The organism is Roseomonas sp. WA12 (genome assembly GCF_054165765.1).
The window spans coordinates 1460105-1485583 of the sequence record NZ_CM135108.1; the positions used below are offsets into that span (position 1 = coordinate 1460105).

General features: G+C 69.7%; 24 protein-coding genes and 2 tRNA genes. 12 read left to right on the forward strand and 14 right to left on the reverse strand.

Going from position 1 to position 25479, the window contains the following annotated elements:
* Nucleotides 1–2: 2 nt before the first annotated feature.
* The 4 genes from ACVBD7_RS06935 to ACVBD7_RS06950 form a co-directional block, all read right to left on the reverse strand.
* A complete protein-coding gene (locus ACVBD7_RS06935; RefSeq protein WP_458096762.1) occupies nucleotides 3–854 on the reverse strand; it encodes a PhzF family phenazine biosynthesis protein in 852 nt (283 codons plus the stop codon).
* Nucleotides 851–1270: a DoxX family protein gene (locus ACVBD7_RS06940; protein WP_458096763.1), complete on the reverse strand. Its 420-nt coding sequence runs from the start codon at nucleotides 1268–1270 to the stop codon at nucleotides 851–853. The genes ACVBD7_RS06935 and ACVBD7_RS06940 overlap by 4 nt, the downstream gene beginning before the upstream one ends.
* Before the next feature lie 151 nt (nucleotides 1271–1421).
* Nucleotides 1422–1919, reverse strand: coding sequence for a xanthine phosphoribosyltransferase (gpt, locus tag ACVBD7_RS06945; RefSeq protein ID WP_458096764.1), 498 nt, complete (start codon nucleotides 1917–1919; stop codon nucleotides 1422–1424).
* Nucleotides 1920–1930: 11 nt separating this feature from the next.
* Nucleotides 1931–2278 (reverse strand): tRNA-binding protein, encoded by a 348-nt coding sequence (locus ACVBD7_RS06950; RefSeq protein ID WP_458096765.1) that lies wholly within the window; start codon nucleotides 2276–2278, stop codon nucleotides 1931–1933.
* A gap of 80 nt (nucleotides 2279–2358) precedes the next feature.
* Between ACVBD7_RS06950 and ACVBD7_RS06955 the strand changes: the two genes are divergently transcribed.
* From ACVBD7_RS06955 to ACVBD7_RS06975, 5 genes are read left to right on the forward strand one after another with little or no spacing between them, the layout of a single operon-like run.
* Complete coding sequence (locus ACVBD7_RS06955; RefSeq protein ID WP_458096766.1) at nucleotides 2359–3162, forward strand: SDR family NAD(P)-dependent oxidoreductase; 804 nt, start codon at nucleotides 2359–2361, stop codon at nucleotides 3160–3162.
* A complete protein-coding gene (ggt, locus tag ACVBD7_RS06960) occupies nucleotides 3162–4772 on the forward strand; it encodes a gamma-glutamyltransferase (protein ID WP_458096767.1) in 1611 nt (536 codons plus the stop codon). Before ACVBD7_RS06955 ends, ggt begins: the two co-directional genes overlap by 1 nt.
* 44 nt (nucleotides 4773–4816) lie before the next feature.
* Nucleotides 4817–6313: an amidase gene (locus tag ACVBD7_RS06965; RefSeq protein WP_458096768.1), complete on the forward strand. Its 1497-nt coding sequence runs from the start codon at nucleotides 4817–4819 to the stop codon at nucleotides 6311–6313.
* A gap of 8 nt (nucleotides 6314–6321) precedes the next feature.
* The gene (locus tag ACVBD7_RS06970; protein ID WP_458096769.1) at nucleotides 6322–7926 is read left to right on the forward strand and encodes an ABC transporter substrate-binding protein; all 1605 of its coding nucleotides are present in this window, start codon (nucleotides 6322–6324) and stop codon (nucleotides 7924–7926) included.
* The gene (locus ACVBD7_RS06975; protein ID WP_458096770.1) at nucleotides 7923–8930 is read left to right on the forward strand and encodes an alpha/beta hydrolase; all 1008 of its coding nucleotides are present in this window, start codon (nucleotides 7923–7925) and stop codon (nucleotides 8928–8930) included. The genes ACVBD7_RS06970 and ACVBD7_RS06975 overlap by 4 nt, the downstream gene beginning before the upstream one ends.
* Before the next feature lie 12 nt (nucleotides 8931–8942).
* On the opposite strand, the gene ACVBD7_RS06980 is transcribed toward ACVBD7_RS06975, so the two are convergent.
* From ACVBD7_RS06980 to ACVBD7_RS06990, 3 genes are all read right to left on the reverse strand, one after another.
* On the reverse strand, nucleotides 8943–9191 hold the full coding sequence (locus ACVBD7_RS06980; protein WP_458096771.1) for a hypothetical protein: 249 nt from the start codon (nucleotides 9189–9191) through the stop codon (nucleotides 8943–8945).
* Nucleotides 9188–9442: a hypothetical protein gene (locus tag ACVBD7_RS06985; protein ID WP_458096772.1), complete on the reverse strand. Its 255-nt coding sequence runs from the start codon at nucleotides 9440–9442 to the stop codon at nucleotides 9188–9190. Before ACVBD7_RS06985 ends, ACVBD7_RS06980 begins: the two co-directional genes overlap by 4 nt.
* Nucleotides 9443–9582: 140 nt before the next feature.
* The gene (locus ACVBD7_RS06990; RefSeq protein WP_458096773.1) at nucleotides 9583–9837 is read right to left on the reverse strand and encodes an Lrp/AsnC ligand binding domain-containing protein; all 255 of its coding nucleotides are present in this window, start codon (nucleotides 9835–9837) and stop codon (nucleotides 9583–9585) included.
* A gap of 117 nt (nucleotides 9838–9954) precedes the next feature.
* Between ACVBD7_RS06990 and ACVBD7_RS06995 the strand changes: the two genes are divergently transcribed.
* On the forward strand, nucleotides 9955–10500 hold the full coding sequence (locus tag ACVBD7_RS06995; RefSeq protein ID WP_458096774.1) for a DUF2937 family protein: 546 nt from the start codon (nucleotides 9955–9957) through the stop codon (nucleotides 10498–10500).
* 73 nt (nucleotides 10501–10573) lie between these two features.
* A complete protein-coding gene (locus ACVBD7_RS07000) occupies nucleotides 10574–12253 on the forward strand; it encodes a thiamine pyrophosphate-dependent enzyme (RefSeq protein WP_458096775.1) in 1680 nt (559 codons plus the stop codon).
* An 80-nt stretch (nucleotides 12254–12333) separates the two neighbouring features.
* Here the strand turns inward: ACVBD7_RS07000 and ACVBD7_RS07005 are convergent, their stop codons facing one another.
* The 5 genes from ACVBD7_RS07005 to ACVBD7_RS07025 all read right to left on the reverse strand — a co-directional run bounded on the left by ACVBD7_RS07005 (nucleotide 12334) and on the right by ACVBD7_RS07025 (nucleotide 18357).
* Nucleotides 12334–13929, reverse strand: a complete 1596-nt coding sequence (locus tag ACVBD7_RS07005) for an ABC transporter substrate-binding protein (RefSeq protein ID WP_458096776.1) — start codon at nucleotides 13927–13929, stop codon at nucleotides 12334–12336.
* 221 nt (nucleotides 13930–14150) lie between these two features.
* Complete coding sequence (locus ACVBD7_RS07010) at nucleotides 14151–15278, reverse strand: CaiB/BaiF CoA transferase family protein (protein ID WP_458096777.1); 1128 nt, start codon at nucleotides 15276–15278, stop codon at nucleotides 14151–14153.
* Nucleotides 15278–16438: an acyl-CoA dehydrogenase family protein gene (locus tag ACVBD7_RS07015; RefSeq protein ID WP_458096778.1), complete on the reverse strand. Its 1161-nt coding sequence runs from the start codon at nucleotides 16436–16438 to the stop codon at nucleotides 15278–15280. Before ACVBD7_RS07015 ends, ACVBD7_RS07010 begins: the two co-directional genes overlap by 1 nt.
* Before the next feature lie 90 nt (nucleotides 16439–16528).
* Nucleotides 16529–17221: a DUF1045 domain-containing protein gene (locus tag ACVBD7_RS07020; RefSeq protein ID WP_458096779.1), complete on the reverse strand. Its 693-nt coding sequence runs from the start codon at nucleotides 17219–17221 to the stop codon at nucleotides 16529–16531.
* Nucleotides 17218–18357: an alpha-D-ribose 1-methylphosphonate 5-triphosphate diphosphatase gene (locus tag ACVBD7_RS07025; protein WP_458096780.1), complete on the reverse strand. Its 1140-nt coding sequence runs from the start codon at nucleotides 18355–18357 to the stop codon at nucleotides 17218–17220. Before ACVBD7_RS07025 ends, ACVBD7_RS07020 begins: the two co-directional genes overlap by 4 nt.
* 127 nt (nucleotides 18358–18484) lie before the next feature.
* Here ACVBD7_RS07025 and phnF point away from each other — a divergent pair, with 127 nt between their 5' ends.
* Nucleotides 18485–19255, forward strand: a complete 771-nt coding sequence (gene phnF / locus ACVBD7_RS07030) for a phosphonate metabolism transcriptional regulator PhnF (RefSeq protein WP_458096781.1) — start codon at nucleotides 18485–18487, stop codon at nucleotides 19253–19255.
* A 44-nt stretch (nucleotides 19256–19299) separates the two neighbouring features.
* Here the strand turns inward: phnF and ACVBD7_RS07035 are convergent.
* Nucleotides 19300–19375 (reverse strand) — tRNA-Asn (locus tag ACVBD7_RS07035).
* 190 nt (nucleotides 19376–19565) lie between these two features.
* Nucleotides 19566–19639: transfer RNA gene (locus ACVBD7_RS07040), tRNA-Cys, on the reverse strand.
* Between the two features lie 145 nt (nucleotides 19640–19784).
* On the opposite strand from ACVBD7_RS07040, the gene ACVBD7_RS07045 reads away from it, so the two are divergent.
* The 4 genes from ACVBD7_RS07045 to ACVBD7_RS07060 all read left to right on the forward strand — a co-directional run bounded on the left by ACVBD7_RS07045 (nucleotide 19785) and on the right by ACVBD7_RS07060 (nucleotide 25478).
* Nucleotides 19785–20447 carry a protein-L-isoaspartate O-methyltransferase family protein gene (locus ACVBD7_RS07045; RefSeq protein ID WP_458096782.1) on the forward strand — a complete coding sequence of 221 codons (663 nt, stop codon included), beginning with the start codon at nucleotides 19785–19787 and terminating at the stop codon, nucleotides 20445–20447.
* A gap of 190 nt (nucleotides 20448–20637) precedes the next feature.
* Nucleotides 20638–22077 carry a TolC family outer membrane protein gene (locus ACVBD7_RS07050; protein ID WP_458096783.1) on the forward strand — a complete coding sequence of 480 codons (1440 nt, stop codon included), beginning with the start codon at nucleotides 20638–20640 and terminating at the stop codon, nucleotides 22075–22077.
* An 18-nt stretch (nucleotides 22078–22095) separates the two neighbouring features.
* The gene (locus ACVBD7_RS07055; protein ID WP_458096784.1) at nucleotides 22096–22704 is read left to right on the forward strand and encodes a DUF2497 domain-containing protein; all 609 of its coding nucleotides are present in this window, start codon (nucleotides 22096–22098) and stop codon (nucleotides 22702–22704) included.
* Between the two features lie 77 nt (nucleotides 22705–22781).
* Nucleotides 22782–25478, forward strand: coding sequence for a valine--tRNA ligase (locus ACVBD7_RS07060; RefSeq protein WP_458096785.1), 2697 nt, complete (start codon nucleotides 22782–22784; stop codon nucleotides 25476–25478).
* Nucleotide 25479 lies beyond the last annotated feature (1 nt).

Sequence of the window (25479 nt, forward strand, 5' to 3'; positions counted from 1 at the left end):
GGTCAGCCCTCCGCCGGCTCCATGATCCGTGCCTGTCCGGACACACGGATGGACTCCCCTTGGCCCGGTGAGATCTCGGCGTGAAGGCGGGACGGAGCACCCATCTCGTCGCCCTGATGGATCTCGATCCTGCCGCCATGTGGCCAGCCGAGATCGCGCAGAAGGCCGCCAAGGGCCGCGGCCGCGGCTCCCGTCGCCGGGTCCTCCAACACGCCGCCCGCGGCAAAGGCGTTGCGGGCGTGGAAGCGCCCGGGCTCGGCGGCATGGACGAGGGCGATGGTGACGAGGCCGGGCGCGCTCATCAGCCGGCGCCCCATCTCGAGGTCGTAGCGCATCGCGGCCAGATCGCCCCGGTGCCGCAGGGCCAGGATCAGGTGGCGCGCCCCCGCCTCGGCGATGGCGGGCGGGATGCGCGCGTCGAGCGCCTCGGCCGGGAGGCCGAAAAGGGCCAGGGTCTCAGCCACCAGCTCCGGATCGGCCGGTGCACTGCGCGTCGGCGGCGATTGCAGCGCGGCGCGGAGCCCGCCTGCTTCGCGCCAGCCCTCCACCGTGATCGCCCCCCCATTCAGTTGCAGGGCATAGACCCCGTCGCCGTTTCGCAGGGCCAGCGCGGCGCCGAGTGCGATGGTGGCATGGCCGCAGAAGGGCACCTCGATCGCCGGCGCGAAGTAGCGCACGCGCCATTTATTGCCCTCAGGAGCGGCGAAAGCTGTTTCGGAATAGCCGATCCTGGCAGCGAGCGCCTGCATGGCCTCGGCCTCCGGAAGCCGCTCCGCGATCACGACCCCGGCCGGGTTGCCGCCCAGCGCGCCGTCCGAGAAGGCGGCGATTCGCTGAACCGCCGCGCCGCTCATCGCCGCAGGCGCGCCCAATGAGCCTGGATAGCGGCGAGGGCGAGGCCGCCGCACAGGCCGAGATGTTCAACCGCGACATGCATGGCACCGATCGCCTCGGGTCCGGACTTCGCCCAGAAGGCGTGGACCAGCGGGATGGTCAGCAGGGTAAAGACTGCCAGCACCCCGGCGCCAAGCCAGGCATGGCGCCCATGGATGACCAGTGCCGAGCCGATGAGCTGGGTGAGGATCACGGCAACGGCGAAGGGCGCGGTCGGGTGCAGACCGAACATCCCCATCTCCGCCTGCGCACCGCCGAAATCCAACAGCTTCGCCAGTCCGCTGGCCCAGAATGGGAAGGTGACGACGACGCGCATGAGGACACCGAAGACCGGGCTGTCCAGGAGGGCGGCAAAGGGCCGTGGCGTGGTGTTCATGGTAGAAGTTCCCCTTCGGCCGGCCCCCGCCGGCGCCCATCCGGGCCGCTGACCCCCGTGCATAGCCAGGGGACCGGCAAGCCCGATTCGCGGCGCGAACCTTGCGGCGCAACGGATCGTTGCGCCAGCGCCTCGTCTGGCCAGTTGCTCCTCAGCCGCCGCCCGCGCCGGCGGTCCTGGCTATTGGCGCGACGAACTGGGGCTCGGTGTCCCAGGGGAAAAGGATCCAGGTGTCCTGGCTCACCTCGGTGACGAAGCTGTCCACCAGCGGCCTGCCGGCCGGCTTGGCGTAGATCGTTGCGAAATGGGCGCCCGGCAGCATGCCGCGCACGATCCGCGCGGTGGTGCCAGTGTCCACTAGGTCGTCCAGCACCAGCCAGCCCGTGCCGTCCCCGGCCGCGTCGGGCGACTTGGCGACGCGTGGCTCGCCGATGCGCTCCTCATCATAGGTGATGACGGAGACGCTCTCGATCAGCCGGCAGTCCAGTTCCCGCGCCACGATGGCGGCCGGGATCAGCCCGCCGCGGGTGATGGCGACGATGCCCTTGAAGCGGCCGGCAACGGGGCCCTTGCCCACCAAACGCCAGGCCAGCGCCTTGGCATCCCGGTGCAACTGGTCCCAGGTAACGGTGTAGTAGCGCGGGGCCATGGGGTTCTCTCTCAGTACATCCGGGCGCCGTTCGGCACCTGTTGGTCCGGGCGCAGCAGCACGACCGCGCCGGACTCGTCCGGCACGCCCAGCACCAGCACCTCGCTGACGTACCCCGCGATCCGCCGGGGCGCGAGGTTCACCACCGCCATCACCTGCCGGCCGATCAGCGTCTCGGGCGCGTAGTGCACGGTGACCTGGGCGGAGGAGCGGCGGAGGCCGATGCCCTCGCCGAAATCGATGGTGAGCTTGATCGCCGGCTTCCGCGCCTCTGGGAAGGGCTCGGCCAAGACGACGGTGCCCGCGCGGATCTCGATCCGGTCGAACTCCTCGATCGTAGCAGGGGCAGCGACATCCATCCCCGGCCCATAGCGGAGGGCGCCCGGACGTGAAAGATGGCGCGGCGTCTGCTGCACCTCTTCGGGCGGGGAGGGAGCGCTTGCCAGGCGGGGACGACGCTTCCACGCTTCCCGCCATGATCCCGCTGCCGAACACCCCCTCCTTCCGTCTTGATGGCCGGCGCGCCCTGGTCACCGGTGCCTCCGGCGGCATCGGCCGGGCCGCGGCGGTGGCGCTAGCCGGGGCGGGGGCCGAGGTGGTGCTCGCCGCCCGCCGCCTGCCGGAGCTGCTGGAAACCGCCGAGGCCCTGACCAAGGCCGGGCTGGCCGCTCAAGCCTTGGCGCTGGACGTAACTGACCGTGCGGCCACCCGCGCGGCCATCGCCGCCGAGGCGCCCTTCCACATCCTCGTGAACAATGCCGGTACGAATATCCGCGAGCCCTTCATGGAGGTGCAAGACGGATCCCTGGACGCCCTGCTGGACCTGAACACCCGCGCCGCTTTCACCGTGGCCCAGGCGGTGGCACGCGGGATGATCGCGGCCGGGCAGGGGGGCGCGATCGTCAATGTCTCCTCGGTGAACGGGCACATCGCGGGGATGAACCGCAGCGTCTACACGGCCACAAAGCACGCGTTGGAAGGCTTCACCAAGGCTTGGGCGGTGGAGTTGGCCACCCATGGCATCCGGGTGAACGCCATCTGCCCCGGCTTCGTGGAAACGCCGCTGACCGAGGGAATCCTCGCTGATCCCGCCTTTCGCGCCCGTGAATCCCGGCGTATCCCACTCGGGCGCATCCTGACCGTCGAGGACGTGATGGGCGCGATCATCTTCCTCGCCTCCCCGGCCGCGGCCGGCATCACAGGGGCGAGCCTGCTTATCGACGGGGGGCTTTGTTCCATCTGATGCGTGACCTTCACCTTCCCGGGCGCAGCCCGGCCATGGCCCTCAACGGAATGGCGGCCACCTCCATGCCGGTGGCGACCCTCGCCGCCCTCGACATCCTGCGCGCCGGCGGCAACGCCATGGACGCGGCTATCGCGGCCTGCGCGGTGCTCGGCGTGGTCGAGCCGCAATCGACCGGCATCGGCGGCGACTGCTTCTGCCTCTACGCCCCGGCCTCCGGTGGGGTGGTGGCCATCAACGGCTCGGGCAAGGCGCCGGCCGGCGCGACGCCAGAGGCGCTTCGCGCCGCGGGGCTGACCGCCATGGTCAACACCTCGGCCCACTCCGTGACCATCCCCGGCTCCATCTCGGCCTGGGAGCTGCTGAACAAGACCCATGGCAAGCTCGGCCTGGATCAGATCCTGCAGCCCGCCATCCGCTACGCCGAGGAGGGCTTCGCCGTCTCCTCCCGCGTGTCCGCGGATTGGGAGGACAGCGTCGGCAAGCTTTCCAAGCAGCCGCAGACGGCGCGGCGCTTCCTGAAGGACGGCAAGGCCTTCGCCTTCGGTGATCGCTTCGTCCAGCCGGAGCTGGGCAAGACGCTCCGCGCCATCGGCAAGGACGGCGCGCGCGCCTTCTACACGGGCCCCATCGCGGCCGACATGGTCGCCACCCTGCGGGCGGCCGGCGGCACCCACACGGAGGAGGACTTCGCGGAGGGAATGACCTCGGCGAACTTCGTGGACCCGATCTCCCGCAAGTGGCGGGACATGGAGGTGTTCCAGTGCCCGCCGAACGGCTCCGGCCTTCTGGTGCTGATGCTGCTCGGCATTCTCGAGGGCTTCCCCGAGCCGGCCGGTCCGCTCGACGCGACGCGCATGCACCGCCACCTGGAGGCCGCGCGGCTGGTCTATCGTGACCGCGACGCCTTCCTGGCCGATCCCGCGCAGGTCGAGGTGCCGGTCGAGAAGCTGCTCTCGGACGACTACCTGACCAAGCTGCGAGGCATGATCCGCGACGACCAAGCGATGGTGGAGCTGCCGCCTGCCGGCGAGGTGGACTGGCAGAAGCACAAGGACACGGTTTACCTGACCGTCGTCGACAAGGACGGCAACGCCTGCTCCTTCATCAACTCCCTGTTTGAGGGCTTCGGCTCCGGCATCCTGGCCGAGGGCTCGGGCGTGATGCTGCAGAACCGCGGCTTCGGTTTCCGCTTGCAGGAAGGCCACCCGAACTGCATAGCGCCGCGCAAGCGCCCGATGCACACGATCATCCCGGGCATGGTGATGAAGAACGGCCAGGCGATCATGCCCTATGGCGTGATGGGCGGGCACTTCCAGCCGATGGGGCAGAGCTGGTTCCTCACCAACCACTTCCAGTACGGGCTGGACGTGCAGGAGGCGCTGGACCTCACCCGCGTGTTCCCCAGCGTCGGCGCGAACCACCGCGATGTGGAGATCGAGACCGGGCTGCCGGAGGACGTGAAGGCGAAGCTGGCGGCGCTCGGCCACCAGCCGAAGCTGATCAAGAAGCCGCATGGCGGCGGCCAGGCCATCCTGATCGACCGTGAGCGCGGGGTGCTGATCGGCGGGTCCGATCCGCGCAAGGATGGCTGCGCGATGGGCTACTGAGCCCCTCGCACGCCACACCTCCGATCAGCCGACTGGGATTGCCGATGACCGAGCCTTGCGACCTCACCGCCATCGAAGCCCGTCGGCTGATCGGAATCCGGAAGCTCTCCCCAGTGGAGCTTCTGGACTCCTGCCTCGCGCGGATCGCGGCCGTGAACCCCGCGATCAACGCCGTGGTCGCGCTTGACGAACGCGCCCGCGACACCGCCCGTGCGGCGGAGGCGGCGGTGATGCGGGGCGACGAACTCGGCGCCCTGCACGGCCTGCCGATCGGCATCAAGGACCTGGAAGAGACGGAGGGGCTGGTGACCAGCTTCGGCAGTCCTCTCTTCAAGGACAACGTGCCGACGGCGGATCTCGGCTCCGTTGCGCGCATCCGCGCGGCGGGCGCCGTCATCACCGGCAAGACCAACACGCCAGAATTCGGCGCGGGCGCCAACACGCGCAACGCGGTGTACGGCGCGACGGGCAATCCGCATGATCCCACGCGCTCGGCGGCGGGGTCCTCGGGCGGTTCGGGCGCGGCGCTGGCGGCCGGGATGTTCCCGATCTGCTCGGGCTCGGATACGGGCGGGTCGCTGCGGAACCCGGCTGCTTTCAACGGCATCGTCGGGTTCCGCCCCAGCCCGGGGCTGGTGGCGACAGAGCGGAAGCTGCTGGGCTGGCAGAATCTCTCCGTCCTCGGCCCGATGGCGCGCAACGTGCCAGATGCGGCGCTGCTGCTCTCGGCCATGGTCTCGGACGACGCACGGGACCCGCTGGCCTACACGCTTCCCGGTGAGTCGGTGCGCGGAGATGCCGCGCGCTGGACGCCGCTGACGCCAATGGATCTTTCCTCGCTTCGCGTCGCTGCGACGGAGGATTTCGGCATCTCCCTCGTCGAGAGGACGGTGCGCGAGGCATTCCGTACGCGCGTCGCGGCGCTTGAACCGCTGTTTGCCGGCATCGAGAACACCACGCCCGATTGCAGCGGCGCCGATGAGGCCTTCGAGGTGCTGCGCGCCCTGAACTTCGTCGCGGCGCACGCGAAAAAGGTGCAGGATACGCCGGACATGGTCGGCCCCAATGTCTGCGCCAATGTGGCGGAAGGGCTCGGCTATTCCTTGGCCGATGTCGCGCGCGCGGGCGTGCTGCAGACGCAGATGTACCAGCGCTGGCAGGCCTTCTTCGCGGCGGGGACGGATCTGATCATCACGCCGGCGATCACCATCTCGCCGCGGCCGTGGTCCGAGCTGTTCCCCGCCGAGATCGACGGACAGAGGACGCGCACCTACTTCCACTGGCTCGCCATGGCCTACATCGTCACGCTGACGGGCCACCCTGCCATCTCTATCCCGATGGGGCGCGACGCGAAGGGCATGCCCTTCGGCCTGCAGATCGTCGGGCCGCGCGGGGGCGACGCGCTGGTGCTGCGGGCGGCCGCGGCGATCGAGGCGGCGGTGGCCGGCGATGTCGCGCTGACCCGCCCGGTGCCGGACATCGCGGCGCTGGCCAAGGCGCCGCCGATCTCCTCCATGCCCGGCTTCCTGGGCTTCGACTGAGGATCGCCATGCGCCGTCTCGCCCTCGCCCTGCTCGCCGCCTCGGCCCTCGCGGCCGCACCGGCAGCCGCCCAGATCCTGCGGATCGCCATGGCGGGGGAGACGACCTCCGCCGATCCGCACCAGTACGGGCTGACGCCGAACACGACCTTGCGCAGCCACCTGTTCAATGGCCTGACCGAGGTTGCGCCGGATCTCTCCGTCATCCCCGGCTTGGCGACGCGGTGGGAACGCGAAAGCGACACGAGTTGGGTGTTTCATCTCCGCCCCGGCGTCACTTTTCATGACGGCAGCGCCTTCACGGCCGAGGACGCGCTCGCCAGCCTGTGCCGATCCCGCAATAACGAGGGCGAGGTCACCCAGTCCTTTTCCCGGATCGTGCGCGGCTTCGAGCGGGTGGAGGCGGTGGATGCGATGACCCTGCGCATCGTGACGCGCGACCCGGTGCCGCTGCTTCCGAGCGACTTGTCCAACATTGCCATTATCCCCCGCAAGCTGATGCCCGCCGGCCAGCTGGACTTCCAGGCGAACCAGCAATGCGGCGTGCAGGGGGCCTGGCCCACGGCGCAGGACTTCAACGAGGGCCGTGCGGCGATCGGCACCGGCCCCTATCGGCTCGTTTCCTACACGCGCGGCGGCACGATCGAGCTGGCGCGGTATGACGGGCACTGGGGCGCGAAGCCGCATTGGGCGACGGTGCGCCTCACCCCCGTCACCGCCGCCGCGCCGCGCCTGGCCGGGCTGCTGTCCGGGGACCATGACTTGGTCGAGGCCCCGAACACCGCGGATCTTCCGCGGCTGCGCGGTAACAGCTCCGTGCATGTCGCGGCCTCGCCCACCACGCGGCTGATCTTCCTGCAGTTCGACGCCGCCCGAAGCCCCAGCCCCTTTGTCGAGGGCGGCACCGGCCCGAACCCACTACGCGACGCGCGCGTGCGGCAGGCGCTATCCCTTGCCATCGATCGGCGCGCGCTTTCCGAGCGGGTGATGGATGGCGTCGCGGTGCCCGCGGCGCAGTTCCTGCCCGAGGGCATGGCCGGCACCATCCCCGGCTTGCCCGTGCTGCCCTATGACCCCGCCCGCGCCCGCGCGCTGCTGGCCGAAGCGGGCTTCCCTCAGGGCTTCGCGCTGACCTTCCACGCCACCAACAATCGCTACGTGAACGACTCGCGCATCGCGCAGGCGATCGCGCAGTACTGGCAGCGGATTGGCGTGAAGGTGGAGCTGGACGCAATGCCGAGCGCCACATTCTTCACCCGGCGCGCGCGGCGGGAGTTCTCGGCGGCCATGGGCGGGTGGTCGGCCGATGCTGCGGAGACGCTGCTGTTCCAGCAGCTCTGGCTCACCACCGCCGATGCAGCACGCGGAATTGGCAGCAGCAACTACGGCGGTTGGTCCGATCCGGGCTTCGACGGGCTGCTGCGCCGGGCGATGGCGACGATGGACCCCGCTGCCCGCGCCGATCTGCTTCGGCAGTCCGGCCGCGTTGCGCTGGATGCGATGCCCGTCGCGCCACTCTATTTCGAGAGCGCGGTGTGGGCCAGCCGCCGCGGCTTCCGCTACCCCGGCCGGGTGGATCAGACGACCCTGGCCGCCGAGGTCACGCCCGAATGAGCCCCCTGCGCCGACCCCTGCTGGCGCTCGGCGCGCTGTTCCCTGCGGCGGCCCTGGCCGCGCCCCGGCGCCGCACCGCGCCCGAGCCCGTGAGACCCGATCCCACCATGCCCTTCGCCCCCCAGCTCGCCGCAGCCCTCGCCCAGCCTGGTCGAGCCTCGATCCAGTTCGACGACCCTGCCGGCGACCCGAACCGGCCCGTCACGCTCCATGCCTACAGGCCGCAGAACTGGCGACCGGATGGGCAGGTGGTACTTGTCATGCACGGCATGGGCCGGAATGGGGATGAGTACCGCGACTTCTGGATCGAGGCCGCGGAGCGCCACAGCCTTCTGATCGTTGCGCCAACCTTCCCGCAACATCTGTTCCCGACGGCCGAGACCTACAACAACGGCTCCGTTCTGGCCGGGGATGGAGCGTTGCGGCCGGCGGAGTGGCGGGGCTACCGCATTCCGGCCCGCGTTGTCGCCGCGCTCCGGGATGCCGGGCTTTCCACCCGGCCGAAGGCGCTGATTTTCGGGCATTCGGCCGGTGGGCAGTTCCTGCACCGGATGCTGTCCACCGAACCTGCGGAGATGTTCGAGGCCGCGATGGTCGGGAATCCCGGCTGGTTCAGCCTGCCCGACCTTGGTCAGCCTTTCCCGGCAGGTTTGGGCGGCATCGGCGCGACAGAGGCTGACCTGGCACGGTTACTTGCTTTCCCGATGACCATCCTCTCTGGCGAGCGGGACGTGGAGACGAGCGGTCCAAGCCTGCCCTCCAACCCCGAGGCGCTGGCTCAGGGGCCGAACCGCTTCGCACGCGCCCTGTTCTACTTTGATGCCGGGCGTGAGGCAGCCGCACGCTCTGGCCTGCCCTTCGGTTGGAAGCGCGTGGTGGTCCCGCATATCGGGCATGACGGCGCCGCGATGTCCCGCGCCGCCGCCAGCCTGTGGTTTGAGGGCCGGCTGCCGCCCGACTCGCTTCTTGCTGAGTGGGGCAAGGCGGGGGGCGGGGCACTCTAGGCGCCCCACCGCCTACCAGCGCCGGTAGCCGTAGTGGCCGTAGTGGCGATACCCGTAGTAGGGACGACCGTAGCCGTACCCGTATCCCGGGGAAGCGATTGCCGCGCCAGCCACGGCCCCGACGCCAGCCCCTAGCAGAGCAGCGCCGGCGACGTTCGGATCGCCATACGGGGCATAGCCGCCATAGGGGCCATAAGGGGCGTAGTAGCAGCCGCCGAGCGACAGCCCGGCGACGGCGAGCAATGCGAGACGCGTTTTCATCGCCAGCCTCTCCCGCGGCCATAGCCCTGTGCGTAGGACCGGCCGCCACCGGAGTAACCGTAATCCCGGCGGGAGTGTTGCCGGCCGCGCCCGTTATCGCTGGCGGCGGCCGCGACCAACCCGGCCGCGAGCCCGACACCTGCGCCGAGGGCGAGGGAGCTGCCCCAGTCGGTGGAGCCGTCCGGGTTCTGGCAGCCGGCCGTGGCCAGGGCTGCACCGAGGGCGAGAGCGGGAAGCAGGCGGACCTTCATGGAATGGGAACCTCCGATGCCACCCAAGATGGGCAGCCCCCGTGTCGCGCGCGCGGCGACGCGGTGGCAGGCGGCGGCGGGACGGAGGTCTTTTCATGGCAGGGAACGCGGTCCCTGAAGCGGGCTGTCGAGCCTGCCGCTCAGCTCCGCTGCCCGTTGAAGGCATTGAAGGTCTGCAGCGTGTAGGTGTCCTTCACCCCCGGCACGGTCTGCACACGCTCCACCACGAACAGGCCGATATCCTGGTCGTGCTCGAGGTAGAACTTACCGAGAAGGTCGTACTGGCCACTGGTCGAGTGCATCTCTGAGAGCTCCGGGATGCTGTCGGCCATCTCACGCGCCACGCGATACGCGGCGCCCATCTCGCATTTGATCATCACGAAAATCGCTCTCATACCGCATCCGCTCCGCTGACACGGCCAGGATGGCCCTCCACCGCACGCGTTCCAAGCCCGGCCGACGCAACCTCGTCTGGTTGGGCGGCTTCACGTCAGGGCATTAGGGGGGCGATCATGGCCGGGTTTACCGCGCGCTGGTTGGGGGACTCGCTCCGTCTCGGGATCGGCCTGGTTGCCGCCCTGGCGGCCATGCAGGTCCCGGCCGTGACCCAGGCCTATGATGCCGCGCTGTTTCAGATCGCAGAGGAGGGACGGCGCGACATCGCTCAGCGCAAGGAGCTGGCTCGAGGGTACTACCAGCTCCCCGACACATCGGACGCGGCCGTCATCGAGGCCCTGCGCGGCCGAGAACCGAGCAATGCGCGCGGGCTGGAGGCCTCCGTGGCGCGAGAGGAGGTGCTGCGCGCGGCCCACGCCCGGATCGCGGCCACCCCCGCAATGCTGCGGCCGGTGGTGGCAGTCTGGGACGCGGCCGACGACCCGTTCGGTAACAAATGGGCCGTCCTCCGCACCGCGCTGGACCAACACGTGCCTCAAGTGCTTCTGGGCACGGCGGCCGCCACCTACGGCCTGGCCGGCTTGGTCCTCGGGCTTCTGGTCGCCAATCTCCTGCTCACCCTGCTCGGCGCCCTGGTAGGCCGGCGTACCCGGGCCGCGTAAACAGTCGCGGGCGGTTTCCAGCGGGGGGCGATCTGCTCTAGCTTCCCGCGCCCTGGACGGGAGGAACGGACCGATGGACGGAATGCGGGTTGCGGGACGGACGGGCGGGCAGCTGCTCGCCGATGCGCTGGTGGCGCAGGGCGTGACTCACGCGTTCTCGGTGCCGGGTGAATCCTTCCTCGACCTGCTGGACGGGCTCTACAACGTCCGCAACCAGGTCGAGCTGGTCACCTGCCGCTTCGAGGCGGGCGCGGTCCATATGGCCGAGGCTCATGGCAAGCTGACCGGCAAACCCGGCGTCGCCATCGTCACCCGCGGCCCCGGCGCCTGCCACGCCAGCATCGGCGTGCATGTCGCCATGCAGGACAGCACCCCGCTGGTCCTGATCGTCGGCCAGATTCCCTTCGCCGAGACGGACCGCGACACCTTCCAGGAGGTGGATTACCGCCGGATGTTCTCGCCCCTCGCCAAGTGGGTGACGCAGATCGACGACGCGGCCCGCATCCCCGAACTGATGGCCCGCGCTTTCGATGTGGCGACCAGCGGCCGGCCCGGCCCCGTGGTGGTCGCTATCAGCGAGGAGATGCAGAAGTCGATCGTGCAGGTGCCGGATATCGGCCCTGCGCCGACGCTCCCGGCCCATCCCGCGCCCGGCGCGATCCCGCGCCTGCTGGAACTGCTGGACGGCGCCAAGCAGCCGGTCCTCGTTCTCGGCGGCACCGGCTGGACGGCCGAGGGCAAAGCCGCGATCAAGGATTTCGCGCTCGCCCATGACTTGCCTGTCGCGGTGGGCTTCCGCCGCCTCGGCCTGTTCGACGGCACCTCGCCGAACTTCGCGGGCGATCTCGGCGTCGGCTCCGATCCCGGCCTCGTCGCGCGGGTGAAGGAATCCGACCTCGTCATCGCCATTGGCAGCCGCCTCGGCGAGGCGACCAGCCAGGGCTACACGCTGTTCCCCGCCGGCGAGACCAGCCCGATCGTGCAGGTGCACCCCGACCCGGCCGAGGTCGGCCGCGTCTTCCGCCCGCTGCTCGGCATCACCGCCGACCTCAACGCCTTCGCGCTCGCCCTGCGCGACGCCGCGCCCGGCAAGACGCGGCCCTGGGGCGACTGGACGCGCAAGCTGCGCGCCGGCCGCGAGGCGAGCGTCGTCGCGCCCGACTATGACGGCCCGCTGAACTTCGCCCGTGCGCTGCAGGCGCTCGAGGCCGAGCTGCCCGAGGACACGATCTTCACCGTGGACGCCGGCAACTTCGCCACCTGGCCGCAGCGCTTCATGTCCGTCCGCGAGAACCAGGAGTTCCTCGGCCCGACGAACGGCGCCATGGGCTATTCCGTGCCGGCCGGCCTCGGCGCCGCGATCACCTATCGCGGCCGGTTCGTGCTCAGCTTCGTCGGCGACGGCGGCTTCCTGATGACCGGGCAGGAGATCGCGACCGCCTTCCAGTCCGAGGTCGCGCCCATCGTCATGGTCGTGAACAACGGGCAATACGGCACGATCCGCATGTATCAAGAGCGGCACTATCCCGGCCGCGTCTCCGGCACCCAGCTCACCAATCCCGACTTCGCCAAGTTCATCGAGGCCTTCGGAGGCCATGGTGAGGTTGTGGAAGCTACCGACGAGCTGGTTCCCGCCTTCCGCCGTGCGCGGGCCAGTGGGAAGCCCGCGATCATCGAGGTGCGGATGAGCGCGGAGCAGATCACCAACCGTCAGACCGTCACGCAGATCCGCGCGGCGGCAGCGAAGGGCTAAGGCTGGCTGGAGGGCGGGTGGCCCCACGGAGGCATTGCCTACCGGGGTGACCCGCCCGCCATGTCAGATCACGGCCTCGATCAGGCCCGCCGGACGTTCCAGAATGTCGCGAACCCGTCCAGCACGCCGGTGAGGTTGGACCGGAAAGCCGTCGGTTGCAGGTACTGCCCGAGAGGATAGTAACAGACCTCCTGCATCGCGACTGTCTGCATCTCGCGGCTGATAGCCTGCTGGGCCGTCAGGTCAGGGGCCGATAGCCAGGAGGTCCGCAGTTCCTCGATCCGCGGAATGTTGGGCCAGCCGGCATAGCCGGCCTCGCCGGCACCGCGAAGCGGGGCGTGCACGGCGGGGTTCAGCCAGTCCAGACCCACCCAGTTGGTGATGAAGGCGCTCCACCCACCATCCGAGACCGGGCCTTTGCGGTTGCGCCGCTGCAGCATCGCGTTGAACTCGACAGAGTAGATCTCAACGTTCATCCCGGCCTGCTTCAGGCTGTCCGCCATCACCGCACCAAGCGTCGTGATGGCCGAGGAGGTCGAGGCCACCATCAGCAGCACGGTCTCGCCACGATATCCGGCATCACCCAGCGCGGCCTTGACCTTCGCGTAGTCGCGCGGTCCCGTCAGCGGAGCGAGCCCGGCATCCGACGCCATGGGCGTGCCCGGAGGAAACACGCCGAGCGGCACCTTGTAGAGCGACGTCTCGGACGGGCCGACCATGGCCTGCATCATGCTTTCCTGGTCGATCGCGCCCAGGACTGCGCGCCGGATGGCAGGGTTGTTGAACGGGGCTTGAAGGTGATTCACCGACATCTGCCCAACGAAGCCCGTCGGGTCTTTCACCTCCACACGCACGTTTCGTGCACGCCGCAGCAGGGAGAGCTGGTCGTGATAGGCGTATTCCTGCCAGTCCGCCTCGCCGGCAATTAGCGCGTTGGTGGCGGTGGAGGGATCTGGCATCACGCGCCACTCGATCCGATCGAAATGAACGACCTTCGGGCCGGAGGTCCAGCTCGGAGTGCCGTCCCTGCGCGGAACATAGCCCTCGAACTTCGTGTAGACGCTCAGGGAGCCCGGCACACGCTCATCCGCTTTGTAGCGGAACGGGCCGCTGCCGGTCAGCTCCGTCACCTGGCGGAAGGGGTCGGTGTTCGCCAGCCGCTCGGGCATCATCGCGCAAACCGGCACGCCGGCATTGCCAAGGGCGAGCGGCAGGAGCGGGAAGGGGCGTTTGAGGCGGAAGCGGATCGTGCGGTCGTCGGGGGCGGAAAGCTCGTCGGTCGCGTCCATGAGCATGCCGCCGAACGGGCTGCGCTTCGACCATCGGCGGAGGCTGGCGACGCAGTCCCGCGCGAGGACCGGCTCGCCGTCGTGGAAGCGCAGGCCCTCGCGCAGGATCAGGTTCCACAGCCTGCCGTCATCCCCGACAGTGTGGCCGTCCACCATCTGCGGCGTAGGCTGGAAGCGCGCATCCATTCCGTAGAGTGTGTCGAACACCATGTAGCCGTGGTTGCGCGTCGCATAGGCCGTGGTCGTGACGGGATCGAGCGTCACAACGTCCTGCTGCGGCGTGAAGCGCAGGGTGGAGGCGGATTGTGCGCGCACCAGCGAGGGGGCAGCGACGGCTGGCGCAATCAGTCCCGCGCCGGCGGAGGTGATGAAGGTGCGGCGATGCATCGGCGATCTCCTGCAAGGGAATGCCGGTGACTTTGCGCCTCCGGTCCCAGATGATCACGCAGTCCCGCTGAAGGCCAGTGCCGGTCAGCCGCTGGCATAGGTCCAAGCGCCAGCGAGGTCGCGCCCGGCCAGGATCGGAGCCGGCGCGACGATCATGAGGCCGGACACCATCGTGGCGCCAGTGCTACTTCGCTCGGCCCCTGTGCCCGTCCGCAGAGTGGTCAGGCGAACTCCGCGCGAACGCTCTCGGTCTGCGCGCCGAGCCCTGGAACAGGGCCGAGCTCACGGTCCCCGTCGCTGAACCGCGCCGGTGGCGCCGCGACAGCGACCGGGCCGCCCGGTGTCTCCAAGGTAATGCGCCGCAGGGCAGGGTGCGCTGCGAAAGCGGCCAGGTCGTTGACGAACCCGAAGGCGGTGCGTGCTGCGAGAAGGCGCTGGGCAGCCTCCTCGCGCGTCAGGGTGGCGAAGGCGGAAGCAACATGGGCGTCCACCACGGGCCGGTTCGCCACCCGCTCGACATTGCTGCGGTAGCCCTCGCGCGCGGGCAAGTCGGGCTCGCCGAGGAAGCGGGCGCAAAAATCGGCCCATTCGCGCTCGTTCTGGATGGAGATGAGCACCTGCGCTCCATCCAAGGTGGCGAACGCGCCGTAAGGGCAGATGGATGGGTGCGCTAAACCGACGCGGGCGGGCGCGCGGCCTGTACCCTCGAAGTAGAGGAGCGGCACATTCATCCAGTCCGCCATCCCGTCAAAGAGCGAGACGGCAACGCCCTTGCCGCGCCCGGTCACGCCGCGCTCGATCAGCGCCTCAAGCACGGCGGAATAGGCGTTCATCCCGCAGGCGATGTCGCAGACGGAGACGCCGACGCGCCCGGGCCCTTCCGCGCGGCCGGTGACACTCGCCAGACCGCTCTCGGCCTGCACGAGGAGGTCATAGGCCTTCATCTCGGCATATGTGCCGGTCTCGCCGTAGCCGGAGATATCCACGGTGATCAGCCGCGGATGTTGCGCGCGCAGTTCCTCGCTGCCGAAGCCCGCGCGGGCGGCGGCACCGGGGGCGAGGTTCTGGATGAACACATCCGCCTTTGCCACCATGCGCCGGAGTAGTGCCAGGTCCTCGTCACGCTTGATGTCGAGGACGACGCTTTCCTTGCCCCGGTTGAGCCAGACGAAATAGCTGGAAAGGCCTTTCGCCGCCGCATCATATCCTCGCGCGAAGTCCCCCTCCGCGCGCTCGATCTTGATCACGCGTGCTCCGGCATCTGCTAGTCGGACGGCGCAGAGCGGGGCGGCCACCGCTTGCTCCATTGAGACGACGAGCAGGCCCGCCAGCGGCTTGGAACCTGCCATCAGAAGCTGCGGGGGAGGCCGAGGATGTGCTCGGCGACGTAGGAGAGGATGAGGTTCGTGCTGATCGGCGCTACCTGGTACAGTCGCGTCTCGCGGAACTTCCGCTCGATGTCGTATTCATGCGCGAAGCCGAAGCCGCCGTGGAACTGCAGGCAGGCATTCGCCGCCTCCCAGCTCGCCTTTGCCGCCAGATATTTCGCCATGTTGGCCTGGGCGCCGCAGGGCTGGCTGGCGTCGAACAACCGGCACGCCTCAAAGCGCATAAGGTTGGCGGCCTCGATCTCGATGTAGCTTTCCGCGATCGGGAACTGAACGCCCTGGTTCTGCCCGATCGGGCGGCCGAAGACAGTCCGCTCCTTTGCGTAGGGCACGACCTTGTCGATGAACCAGTAGCCATCGCCGATGCACTCGGCGGCAATCAGCGTGCGCTCGGCGTTCAGCCCATCGAGGATGTAGCGGAAGCCGCGCCCCTCTTCACCGATCAGGTTCTCGGCCGGGATCTCCAGATTGTCGAAGAAGATCTCGTTCGTCTCGTGGTTCACCATGTTCTCGATCGGCCGCACGGTCATGCCGTGGCCGATTGCGTCGCGCAGGTCGACGAGGAAGATCGACATTCCCTCCGACTTCTTTTTGACCTCGGCCAGCGGCGTGGTGCGGGCGAGGAGGATCATCAACTCGGAATGCTGGACGCGCGAGATCCAGACCTTCTGCCCGTTCACTACATAGCGGTCGCCCCGCCGAACGGCCGTGGTCTTGATCTTCGTTGTGTCCGTGCCCGTGGTCGGTTCCGTCACGCCCATCGACTGCAATCGCAGCTCTCCGGTCGCGATGCGCGGCAGGTAGCGCGCCTTCTGCTCGGCCGAGCCGTGCCGCAGCAGCGTGCCCATATTGTACATCTGGCCGTGGCAGGCGCCGGAATTGCCGCCGGAGCGATTGATCTCCTCCATGATGATGGAGGCCTCGGTCAGCCCCAGGCCCGAGCCGCCGTATTCCTCGGGGATGAGGGCCGCGAGCCAGCCGGCCTTCGTCAGCGCATCGACGAAGGCCTCGGGGTAGCCGCGCTCGTGGTCGATCTTGCGGTGGTATTCGGCGGGAAACTCGGCGCAGAGGGCGCGGACGGCGTCGCGCAGCTCCTGGTGCTCGTCGTTGGTGGCCTGCATGCCCGTCCTCCCGCGATGGGGCCGGGCGCTTCGGCCCGGTCCGGATGCAGTCATGCTACCGGATGCCGGCTGGCGGAAGGGGGCGACCGGTCAGCCCCCGAGCGGCAGCCGTTCAGCGATGAGAAAGGGTTCGCCGGGAGCTGGCTGGGTATACAGGCATAACTCGCTCACCCGCCGAGGCCGGGCGGCAGCCTCGGCCAGGCAGGCCTGCGCCGCCGGCCGGATCAGCGCATCCTGTTCCGGCGTCAGCCGGTGAGTGAGGGTGACGTGGTACCGCCACTCTCCGAACACCTGCGGGTAGCCCCAGCGAGCCAGATTGTGCCGGCCGGCAGCGGAGAGGCGCTCCGGGCGGCGGCGCGCGATCTCGGCGGCATCCGGCGGGGCACGGTGGTGGTCGAGATCGGCCACGCAAGCATCGGCCAGGGCGTGCAGGGCGGGGCAGGGGGACGTCTCGCGCAGCGCTAGGAAGCCGCCGAGCGAGGTAACCTCCAGCGGTGGCAGGTCGAAGGGGGCCGTGGCGGCTGCTAACCGGGCGGCGTCCTCGCGCAGGGCGGCGTAGCTGCCGGCCAGGTGGAAGGGCGGCTTCAGCGTGGCGTGCAGCCCGTAACGGCGCGGATCGGCGGTCAGCGCATGAAGGTCGGCGCCGGGGATGTCGGGCTGCGGGACGATGGCACCGGTCTCCGCATCACGGCCGAGCCAAGCACTGCCGAGCCGGTGCAGCGGGTCGTCGACCGCCGGCGCCCAGTACAGGGCGGCGCGGGCGAGGGCGGCGACGCCCATCATGCGATGCGGGCTCCGGCGCGCCACACCGCCTGCACCACCGGCATCCGCCCAAACTCGCGGAGACGCACGAGATCCGCGCGGAGCCCCGGCGCAATCCTCCCCCTGTCGGAGAGGCCAAGCGCCGCAGCCGGGTTCGCGGTGATGGTCGCCACCGCGGCCGACAGGCCCATCCCGGCCACCTCCACCAGGCGCCAGGCGGCCTCGATCATGGCGGGGGGCACGTAATCCGATGCAATGATGTCCACCAACCCCTCTCGCGCCAGATCGGCGGCGGAGACATTGCCGGAATGGCTGCCGCCGCGCACGAGGTTCGGGGCGCCGGCGATCACTGCCATCCCATGCGCGCGCGCCGCGCGGGCAGAGGCTAGGTTGACGGGGAATTCGCTGATCCGGATGCCATCGGCGGCGTTGCGGGCGACGATCTCCGGATCCCAATCGTCATGAGTGGCCAGCGGCACGCCGCGCCCTTTCATCATCTCCAGCAGGGCGCGTCGGTTGGGGCCGGATAGCAGCTCGCGCTGTGCCGTCAGCTCGGCCATGCGGCGCTCGACCTCCTCCGGCGATGCGCCGCCTTTCACGCGCATGGCGCGGTAGCGGGCGGGGTCCACGTATTGGCCGACGCCGGGCGTGTGATCCATTAGGCTGACCAGCCGCAAATGCGGGTCCGCGTGGAACTCCTCCAGCATCTCCAGCATGTCGCTGGCTGGCAGCTCGCAGCGGAGGTGCAGCAGGTGCTCTGTTTTCAGCACCCCGGCCTCTGTCAGCGCGCCGAGGTCGCGCACCCCGTCCCGCGCGGTCTGGAGGCGGCTCTGGTCGAAGCCGAGATCGCCGAGGCACAGCGCGTCCAGCACTGTGGTGACCCCGGCGACCGCCACCTGACTGTCATGCGAGAGAAAGGCCGAGACAGAGGGCCAGCGCGCTTGGCTGCGTGGCAGCACCTGGCGCTCGAGATTGTCGGTATGGACGTCCACCACGCCGGGGATGAGGTGGTCGCCCTCGAGGTCGATCGCCCCGGGCGCGGCGCTGACGCCGGGCTCGACCGCCGCGATGCGGCCGTCACGAAGGATTAACGTGCCCCGCTCCACCCCGTCGGGCAGGACCAGCCGGGCATTGGTCAGGATCGTCTCGTCGCTCATGGGCTCCCTTCTGCCCGGGCGCGCAGCCTGGGCAAGCCGTCCGGGCGATCCACTCCCACGCCATCCGCCACTTGTCTAGACAGGTTCGGGGTGCCGCCCTAGCCTTACCGGGCGTGGAGGCGGGCGGATGGGAACGACCCTCGAGCGGGATGGCGGCGTGCCGCTCTGGCGGCAGATCGCGGCGGCGCTGGAGGGCGCGATCGCGGCTGGGGATCACGCGGCAGAGGACCGGTTGCCGAGCGAGGCGGCGCTCTCTGCCCGGTACGGGGTCAACCGCCACACGGTCCGCCGCGCGCTCGAGGCGCTAGAGCAGGGCGGGTTGATCCGCACGGAGCAGGGGCGCGGCAGCTTCGTGGCTGGGACCGTGCTGGACTACCCGCTGCACGGCCGGACCCGATTCTTCGACACCGTCCATGCCCAGCGCCGCCAACCAGGAGCGCGTATCCTGCGGGTCGGCCCGATTCCCGCGCCCGGTACCGTGGCGGAGGCGCTGCGGATCGCACGGGGTGCGGAGGTTCTGCGGGTGCAGCGGCTCGGCCTCGCCGATGGAAAGCCCTTGGTGCTTGGCCTGCACCACATGCCGCTTCCCCGATTCGCCGGGGCCGAGGCGGCACTGCGGGTCGCACCCTCCATCACCGCGGCCCTCGCGGCCTGCGGCGTTGCGGATTACCGGCGCGCGCACACACGCATCAGCGCCCGGCTGCCCACGGCCGATGAAGCGCACCGCCTGCGGCAGGCCCGGATGAGGCCCGTTCTGGCGAGCGAAGCCCTGAACATTGATCCAGAGGGGCGACCAGTAGACTTCACTCTGGCCTGTTACGCCGCCGGCCGGGTGCAGGTCTTGGTGGAGGAAGACGTGCCAAGCCGGCCCCGCAGGGACGAAGCTGGCGAGGCCTGAAACGCGAAGGGGGACGCGCCCTGCGGCGCATCCCCCTTCTGTACTGGCTCCCCGAGTTGGACTCGAACCAACGACCTAGCGATTAACAGTCGCGTGCTCTACCAGCTGAGCTATCGGGGATCATGCCCGCAAGGTGGCGGGGCGCGCCGGATACCGCGATGGGCGGGATCCCGCAAGGGGGTCCTTTTAAGGTTGCGCAGTCGATAGGTTTTTGACGCTAGGTTTCGGGCGGCCGGGCACAGGTGGACGCGCGCGCATGTGGCCCTGAACGGGCCGGAGTCCGCAGCGGAACGCCTGAATTGTGAGAGGATGGAGGCCCGAGCGGGAATCGAACCCACATTCACGGATTTGCAGTCCGTTGCATCACCACTCTGCCATCGGGCCGGCAGGGGGGCAGGGTATCGCGCCACGGGCCCCGCTGGTCAACCCGCATTGCCGGCGCGTGGCGGGTGCGCGGCTGCCGCGCTTCCAAGGTGGGCGGGCCGGGCCTATAAACCGGTCAGTTCAGTTTGATGGGGCAGCGGGCGGCATGGACTTCGCCGAGGCGCGCAAGCGCATGGTCGACGGGCAGGTAAAGCCCAACCGGGTGACCGATCCGCGGATCTTCCTGGCGATGCAGGAAATTCCGCGGGAGCTTTTCGCGCCGCCGCAGCTGCGGTCGCGCGCCCTTGCCGACGAGGATCTGGCGCTGGGGGGCGGCCGCGTGCTGCTCCAGCCCATGACCATCGGGAAGTTGGTCCAGTTGGCTGCCCCGCGGGTGGGAGAGCGCGTGCTTGTCCTCGCCGCCGGCCCTGGCTACGGCGCGGCAATCATGGCGCATATGGGCGCGCAGGTGGTGGCGCTGGAGGACGATCCGGCAATCGCTGCCCTCGGTGACGCGGCCATCGCGGCCTCCGGCCTGCGGGCCGGGATGCTGCGGCGGGAGGTCGGCGCCTCGGCGGCCGGTCTCTCGGCGGGTGCCCCCTACGACCTCATCCTGATCGAGGGTGCCGTCCCCGCCGTGCCGCCCTCTGTTTCGGCGCAGCTGGGGGAGGGCGGCCGTCTCGTCACCATCCGGCAGGCGCCAGGCGAGGTCGGGAGCGCCATTCTGGGCCGCCGTATCGGCGGGGCCTTCAGCTCGACCGAGGCCTTCGACCTTCGCGGCTCGCTGCTGCCCGCCTTCCTGCCAAAGCCCGGCTTCGTGCTGGCTTGAGCCGAGCAGGCTGAGGCCGGCGGCCGCGCTTGCGGCATGGCCGGCCTCGAACACTGCGCCGGCAAGGATGCGGAAAGGGTTCCTCCATCATCCTGGCCGCATGGCGGCGTCGGCGACTAACCTCACCGGGAACAGAGCACTGGCCGCCCCGCCTGACGGCGATGGGCTGGCCGATCAGGGATTGCAGTCGATGACCCGCAGCCACGCCGCCCGCCGCTTACGAACCGCCATTCCGACCGGAGGACTGGCCTTTGCGCTCGTCGCCGCAGGCCTGGTGGTGCCAGCTTCCGCCCAGACCCTGCAGGAAGCACTGGCCCAGACCTATGTGAACAACCCGACCCTCGCCACCGCTCGCGCCCAGTTGCGCGTGGTGGACGAGAACGTGCCTCAGGCCCTCGCCGGTTGGCGCCCCACCGTCACCATCACGGGCACGGCCGGCTATGGCGAGGGTACGGTGCGCTCCCGCGCCAACCTGCCGAATGGCCAGCGCGTCGGCGTGACTACGGACCAGGACCGCACGATCGCCACCGCGGCCGCGACTGTGACCCAGCCGCTCTACCGAGGCGGCCGCACCGTGGCCGCGACCCGGCGCGCCGAGAACCAGGTGCTGGCGCAGCGCGCGCGGCTGCTGGGGACCGAGCAGCAGGTACTGCAGGACACGGTCTCGGCCTATGTGAACGTCATCCGGTTCCAGGAGGAGGTCCGCCTCAACCTGAACAACGCCCAGGTCCTCCAGCGTCAGCTGGACGCCACGAACGAGCGCTTCCGTGTCGGCGAGATCACCCGAACGGACGTGGCGCAGGCCGAGTCGCGCCTTGCGGGCGCACGTGCCTCGCGCGCCGACTCCGAGGGCCAGCTGCAGAACGCCCGCGCTACCTTCCAGCGCACCATCGGCATCGCACCCGGCCGGCTGACCGCGCCGCAGCCACTTCAGCCCGCCGCCCGCAACGGCCAGGATGCGTCCCAGGTGGCCGCGGTGAACAACCCGATCGTGGTTGCCGCCCTGTTCGACGAGGCCGCGGCGCGGGAATTTATCGACGTCCAGCTCGGCGTGCTGCTGCCCCAGGCCAGCCTGCAGGCACAGGCCTTCCGCAACGACAACCAGCAGGCCTTGGGCCAGCGGGCCATCGGCGAGCAGGTGCTCGCCACGGTCACCGTGCCGCTCTACCAGGGCGGCGCGGAATACTCGGCGGTGCGTCAGGCCCGGCAGGACGCGACGCGTCTGCGCCAGGTGGTGGACGACCAGCGCCGCGCCGCCACTGCCCAAGCGATCCAGGCATGGGAAACGCTGCAGAGCGCCCGCGCCACGGTGGAGAGCGTGCGCGCCCAGATCCGCGCGGCGGAGATCGCGCTCGATGGCGTGCAGCGGGAGGCGGTGGTCGGCAGCCGTACCACGCTCGACGTGCTGAATGCCGAGCAGGAGTTGCTGAACGCCCGCGTGTCGCTGGTCCGTGCCCTGGCGAATGTCGTCACGGGGAGCCACTCCCTCGCCCAGGCGGTCGGGCGCCTGACAGCACGCGACCTGAACCTGCCCGTGCCGCTATATGACCAGGAGGCCTACTACCGGGCGGTACGCGACCGCTGGGCGGGCCTTGGTGACTATTCCGCCCCCCAACCCGTCCGTAACTAGCACCAGAAGGAGCCTCGCATGTCCGGCGCCGCCTCTGCCCCCGGCGGGGATCCCTCGATGGAGGACATCCTTGCCTCCATCCGCAAGATCCTGAACGAGGAGGAGGCTTCCCCGACCGACGGTTCGCCCGACGATGCAGCCGCCCGGCGGGCCGGCTCCGGGACGGAGCTCGCATCGGAACCGGAAACGCTGGAGCTGACGGAGGCGATGCTCGTCGCGACTCCGGCGGCGGAGGTGGACTCCGCCCCGGTGGAGACGTCAGCCGAGCCGGAAACCGTGCCGGAGATGATGGCCCGGGCAGAGAACCCGGCGCAGCCCGTTTCGGCTCTCGAACCGGCACAGGCTCAGGGCGCGCCGACCTTGGAGGCCGCCCTCCGGGCGACGGAAGGCGGTTTGGTGGCCCCGGCGACTGAGGCGGCGGCGGTTGCCCTGCTGGGCCAGCTCGCCCGCTCCGTCGCGGCCGAGCGCGCCGCGCCCGTGCATCGCGGCGGCCCCACGATCGAGGACGTGGTCCGCGAGGAGGTCCGGCCCATCCTCAAGGCCTGGATGGACGAGCATCTACCACCCCTGGTCGAGCGGTTGGTCCGGGCGGAGATCGAGCGGGTGGCCAGCCGGTCGCACGGCTAGGTTCCGCGCCTCAGGCGGGGCAGGGGACGCCGATCGGCGCTTGACGCAGGGGCAGGGCCTCCGCCAAGCCTCCGCCCATGCTCGACAAGACGCTCACGCCCGCCGGCTACGAGCCGCGCCTCTATGAAGGCTGGGAAGCCGCGGGAGCCTTCACGGCCAACCCGTCCTCCGACGCCAAGCCCTTCGCCATCATGATCCCGCCGCCCAACGTCACGGGCAGCCTGCATGTCGGCCACGCGCTGGATGTCACCATTCAGGACACGCTGATCCGTTTCCGCCGGATGCAGGGCCGTGATGCGCTCTGGCAGCCCGGCACGGACCATGCCGGCATCGCGACCCAGATGGTGGTCGAGCGCCTTCTGGCCTCCGAGGGCAAGGACCGGCGCGAGATGGGCCGCGAGGCCTTCCTTGAGCGTGTCTGGCAGTGGAAGGCGGAGAGCGGCGGCACCATCACGCGCCAGCTTCGCCGCATGGGTGCCAGCCTGGACTGGTCGCGCGAGCGCTTCACCATGGATGAGGGCCTGTCCGAGGCGGTGCGCGAGGTCTTCGTGACCCTGCATCGCCAGGGGCTGATGTATCGTGACCGCCGCCTCGTGAACTGGGACGTGAAGTTCCAGACCGCGATCTCCGACCTCGAGGTGGAAAGCAAGGAGGTGAAGGGCAGCCTGTGGCACCTCCGCTACCCGGTGGAGGGGCAGCCCGGCCGGTATCTGGTCGTCGCGACCACCCGGCCGGAAACGATGCTGGGCGACACGGCAGTGGCCGTGAACCCGGAAGATGCTCGCTTTCAGGACCTTGTCGGCAAGTTCCTGATCCTGCCCATTGTCGGCCGGCGGATTCCGGTGGTGGCCGACAGCTATTCGGATCCCGAAAAGGGCTCGGGCGCGGTGAAGATCACGCCCGCGCATGACTTCAGTGACTTCGAGGTCGGCCGGCGCCACGACCTGCCCTCGCCGAGCGTGCTGGATGCGGAGGGCCGCGTTACCCTCGCCGAGATCGAGAGCGAGTCCCGCGCCGTGGAAGGCGTCGCCGATCCCGAAGTGCTGCGCAGCCTTGCCGGGCTGGAGCGCTTCGAGGCCCGCAAGGCGATCCTGGCCGAGCTGGAGCGGCTGGAGCTGATCGAGACGATTGACGCGCACACCCATGCCGTGCCGCATGGCGATCGCTCCGGCGTGCCGATCGAGCCGCGCCTGACCTGGCAGTGGTATGTTGATGCCGCAACTCTCGCCAAGCCGGCCATCGAGGCGGTGGAGAGCGGGCGCACCCAGTTCGTGCCGAAGCAGTGGGAGAACACCTTCTTCGCCTGGATGCGCGACATCCAGCCCTGGTGCGTTTCCCGCCAGCTCTGGTGGGGCCACCAGATCCCGGCCTGGTACGGGCCGGACGGCCACATCTTCGTCGAGCGGACCGAGGCCGAGGCTGTCGCCGCCGCCCGCGCCCGCTACGGCCGTGACGAGACGCTGACCCGCGACCCGGACGTGCTGGATACCTGGTTCTCCTCCGGCCTCTGGCCCTTCTCCACGCTGGGCTGGCCGAAGCAGACGCCGGAGCTTGCGCGCTACTACCCCGGCGACGTGCTGGTGACGGGCTTCGACATCATTTTCTTCTGGGTTGCCCGGATGATGATGCTGGGCATCCACTTCATGGGCGATGTTCCCTTCAAGGTGGTGAACATCCACGGGCTGGTGCGCGACGAGCGCGGGCAGAAGATGTCCAAGTCCAAGGGCAACGTCATGGATCCGCTGGAGCTGGCGGACGCCTATGGTACCGACGCCCTGCGCTTCACCCTGGCTTCCTTCGCCGGCCCGGGCCGGGACGTGCGGCTGGGCCGGCAGAAGGTGGAGAGCAACCGCGCCTTCGTCACCAAGTTGTGGAACGCGGCCCGCTTCTGCGAGATGAACGGCATCGCCCCCGACGCCGCGTTCAGTCCCATGCAGGCCACAACGCCGCTCGCTCGTTGGATTATCGATGCTGGAAACGCCGCGGTGGTTGAGGCGACGAGTGCTCTCGAATCCTACCGTCTCGACGACTACGCCGCTGCGCTCTACCGCTTCACCTGGGGCAGCTTCTGTGACTGGTTCCTGGAACTTGCCAAGCCGGCGCTGATGGGGCCGGATGGCCCGGAGAAGGATGAGGCCAAGGGCGCGGCCCAGCACGTGCTCGGGCTGATCCTGCGCCTTGCCCATCCCGTGATGCCCTATGTGACCGAGGAGCTGTGGGACCGCTTCGGCTATGGCGAGGAGGGCAGCCTCATCCGCACCGCCTGGCCGGAGCCGGTGGCTGTGATGGGAGCCGACGAGGCACGGGCCGAGCTGAACTGGCTCGTCTCCTTCATCACGGAGGTTCGGACGGTCCGCGCCGAGGTGAACGTGCCGCCCTCGGTGACCGTGCCGCTGCTGGTCCAGGGCGCCTCCCCCGAGACTCTGGCGCGTGCCACCCGTTGGATCGACCCGATCCGCCGGATGGCGCGCGCGACCGAGGTGAACCCGCTGGAGGGCCAAGCGCCCGAGGGGGTCGCCCAGGCCGTGGTGGGCGAAGCGACGGTGATGCTGCCGCTCGCCGGCGTCGTGGACCTTGGCGCGGAACGCGCGCGGCTGGCGAAGGAACATGCCAAGGCCGAGGCCGAGGCCCGCAAGATCTCCACCAAGCTCGCCAACCCCGATTTCACCACCCGTGCGAAGGAGGAGGTGGTGGAGGAGACGCGCGAGCGTCTTGCCCTTGCCGAAGCCGAGGCAGCGCGGTTGGCCGCGGCCATTGCCCGCATCGCCGCGTGAG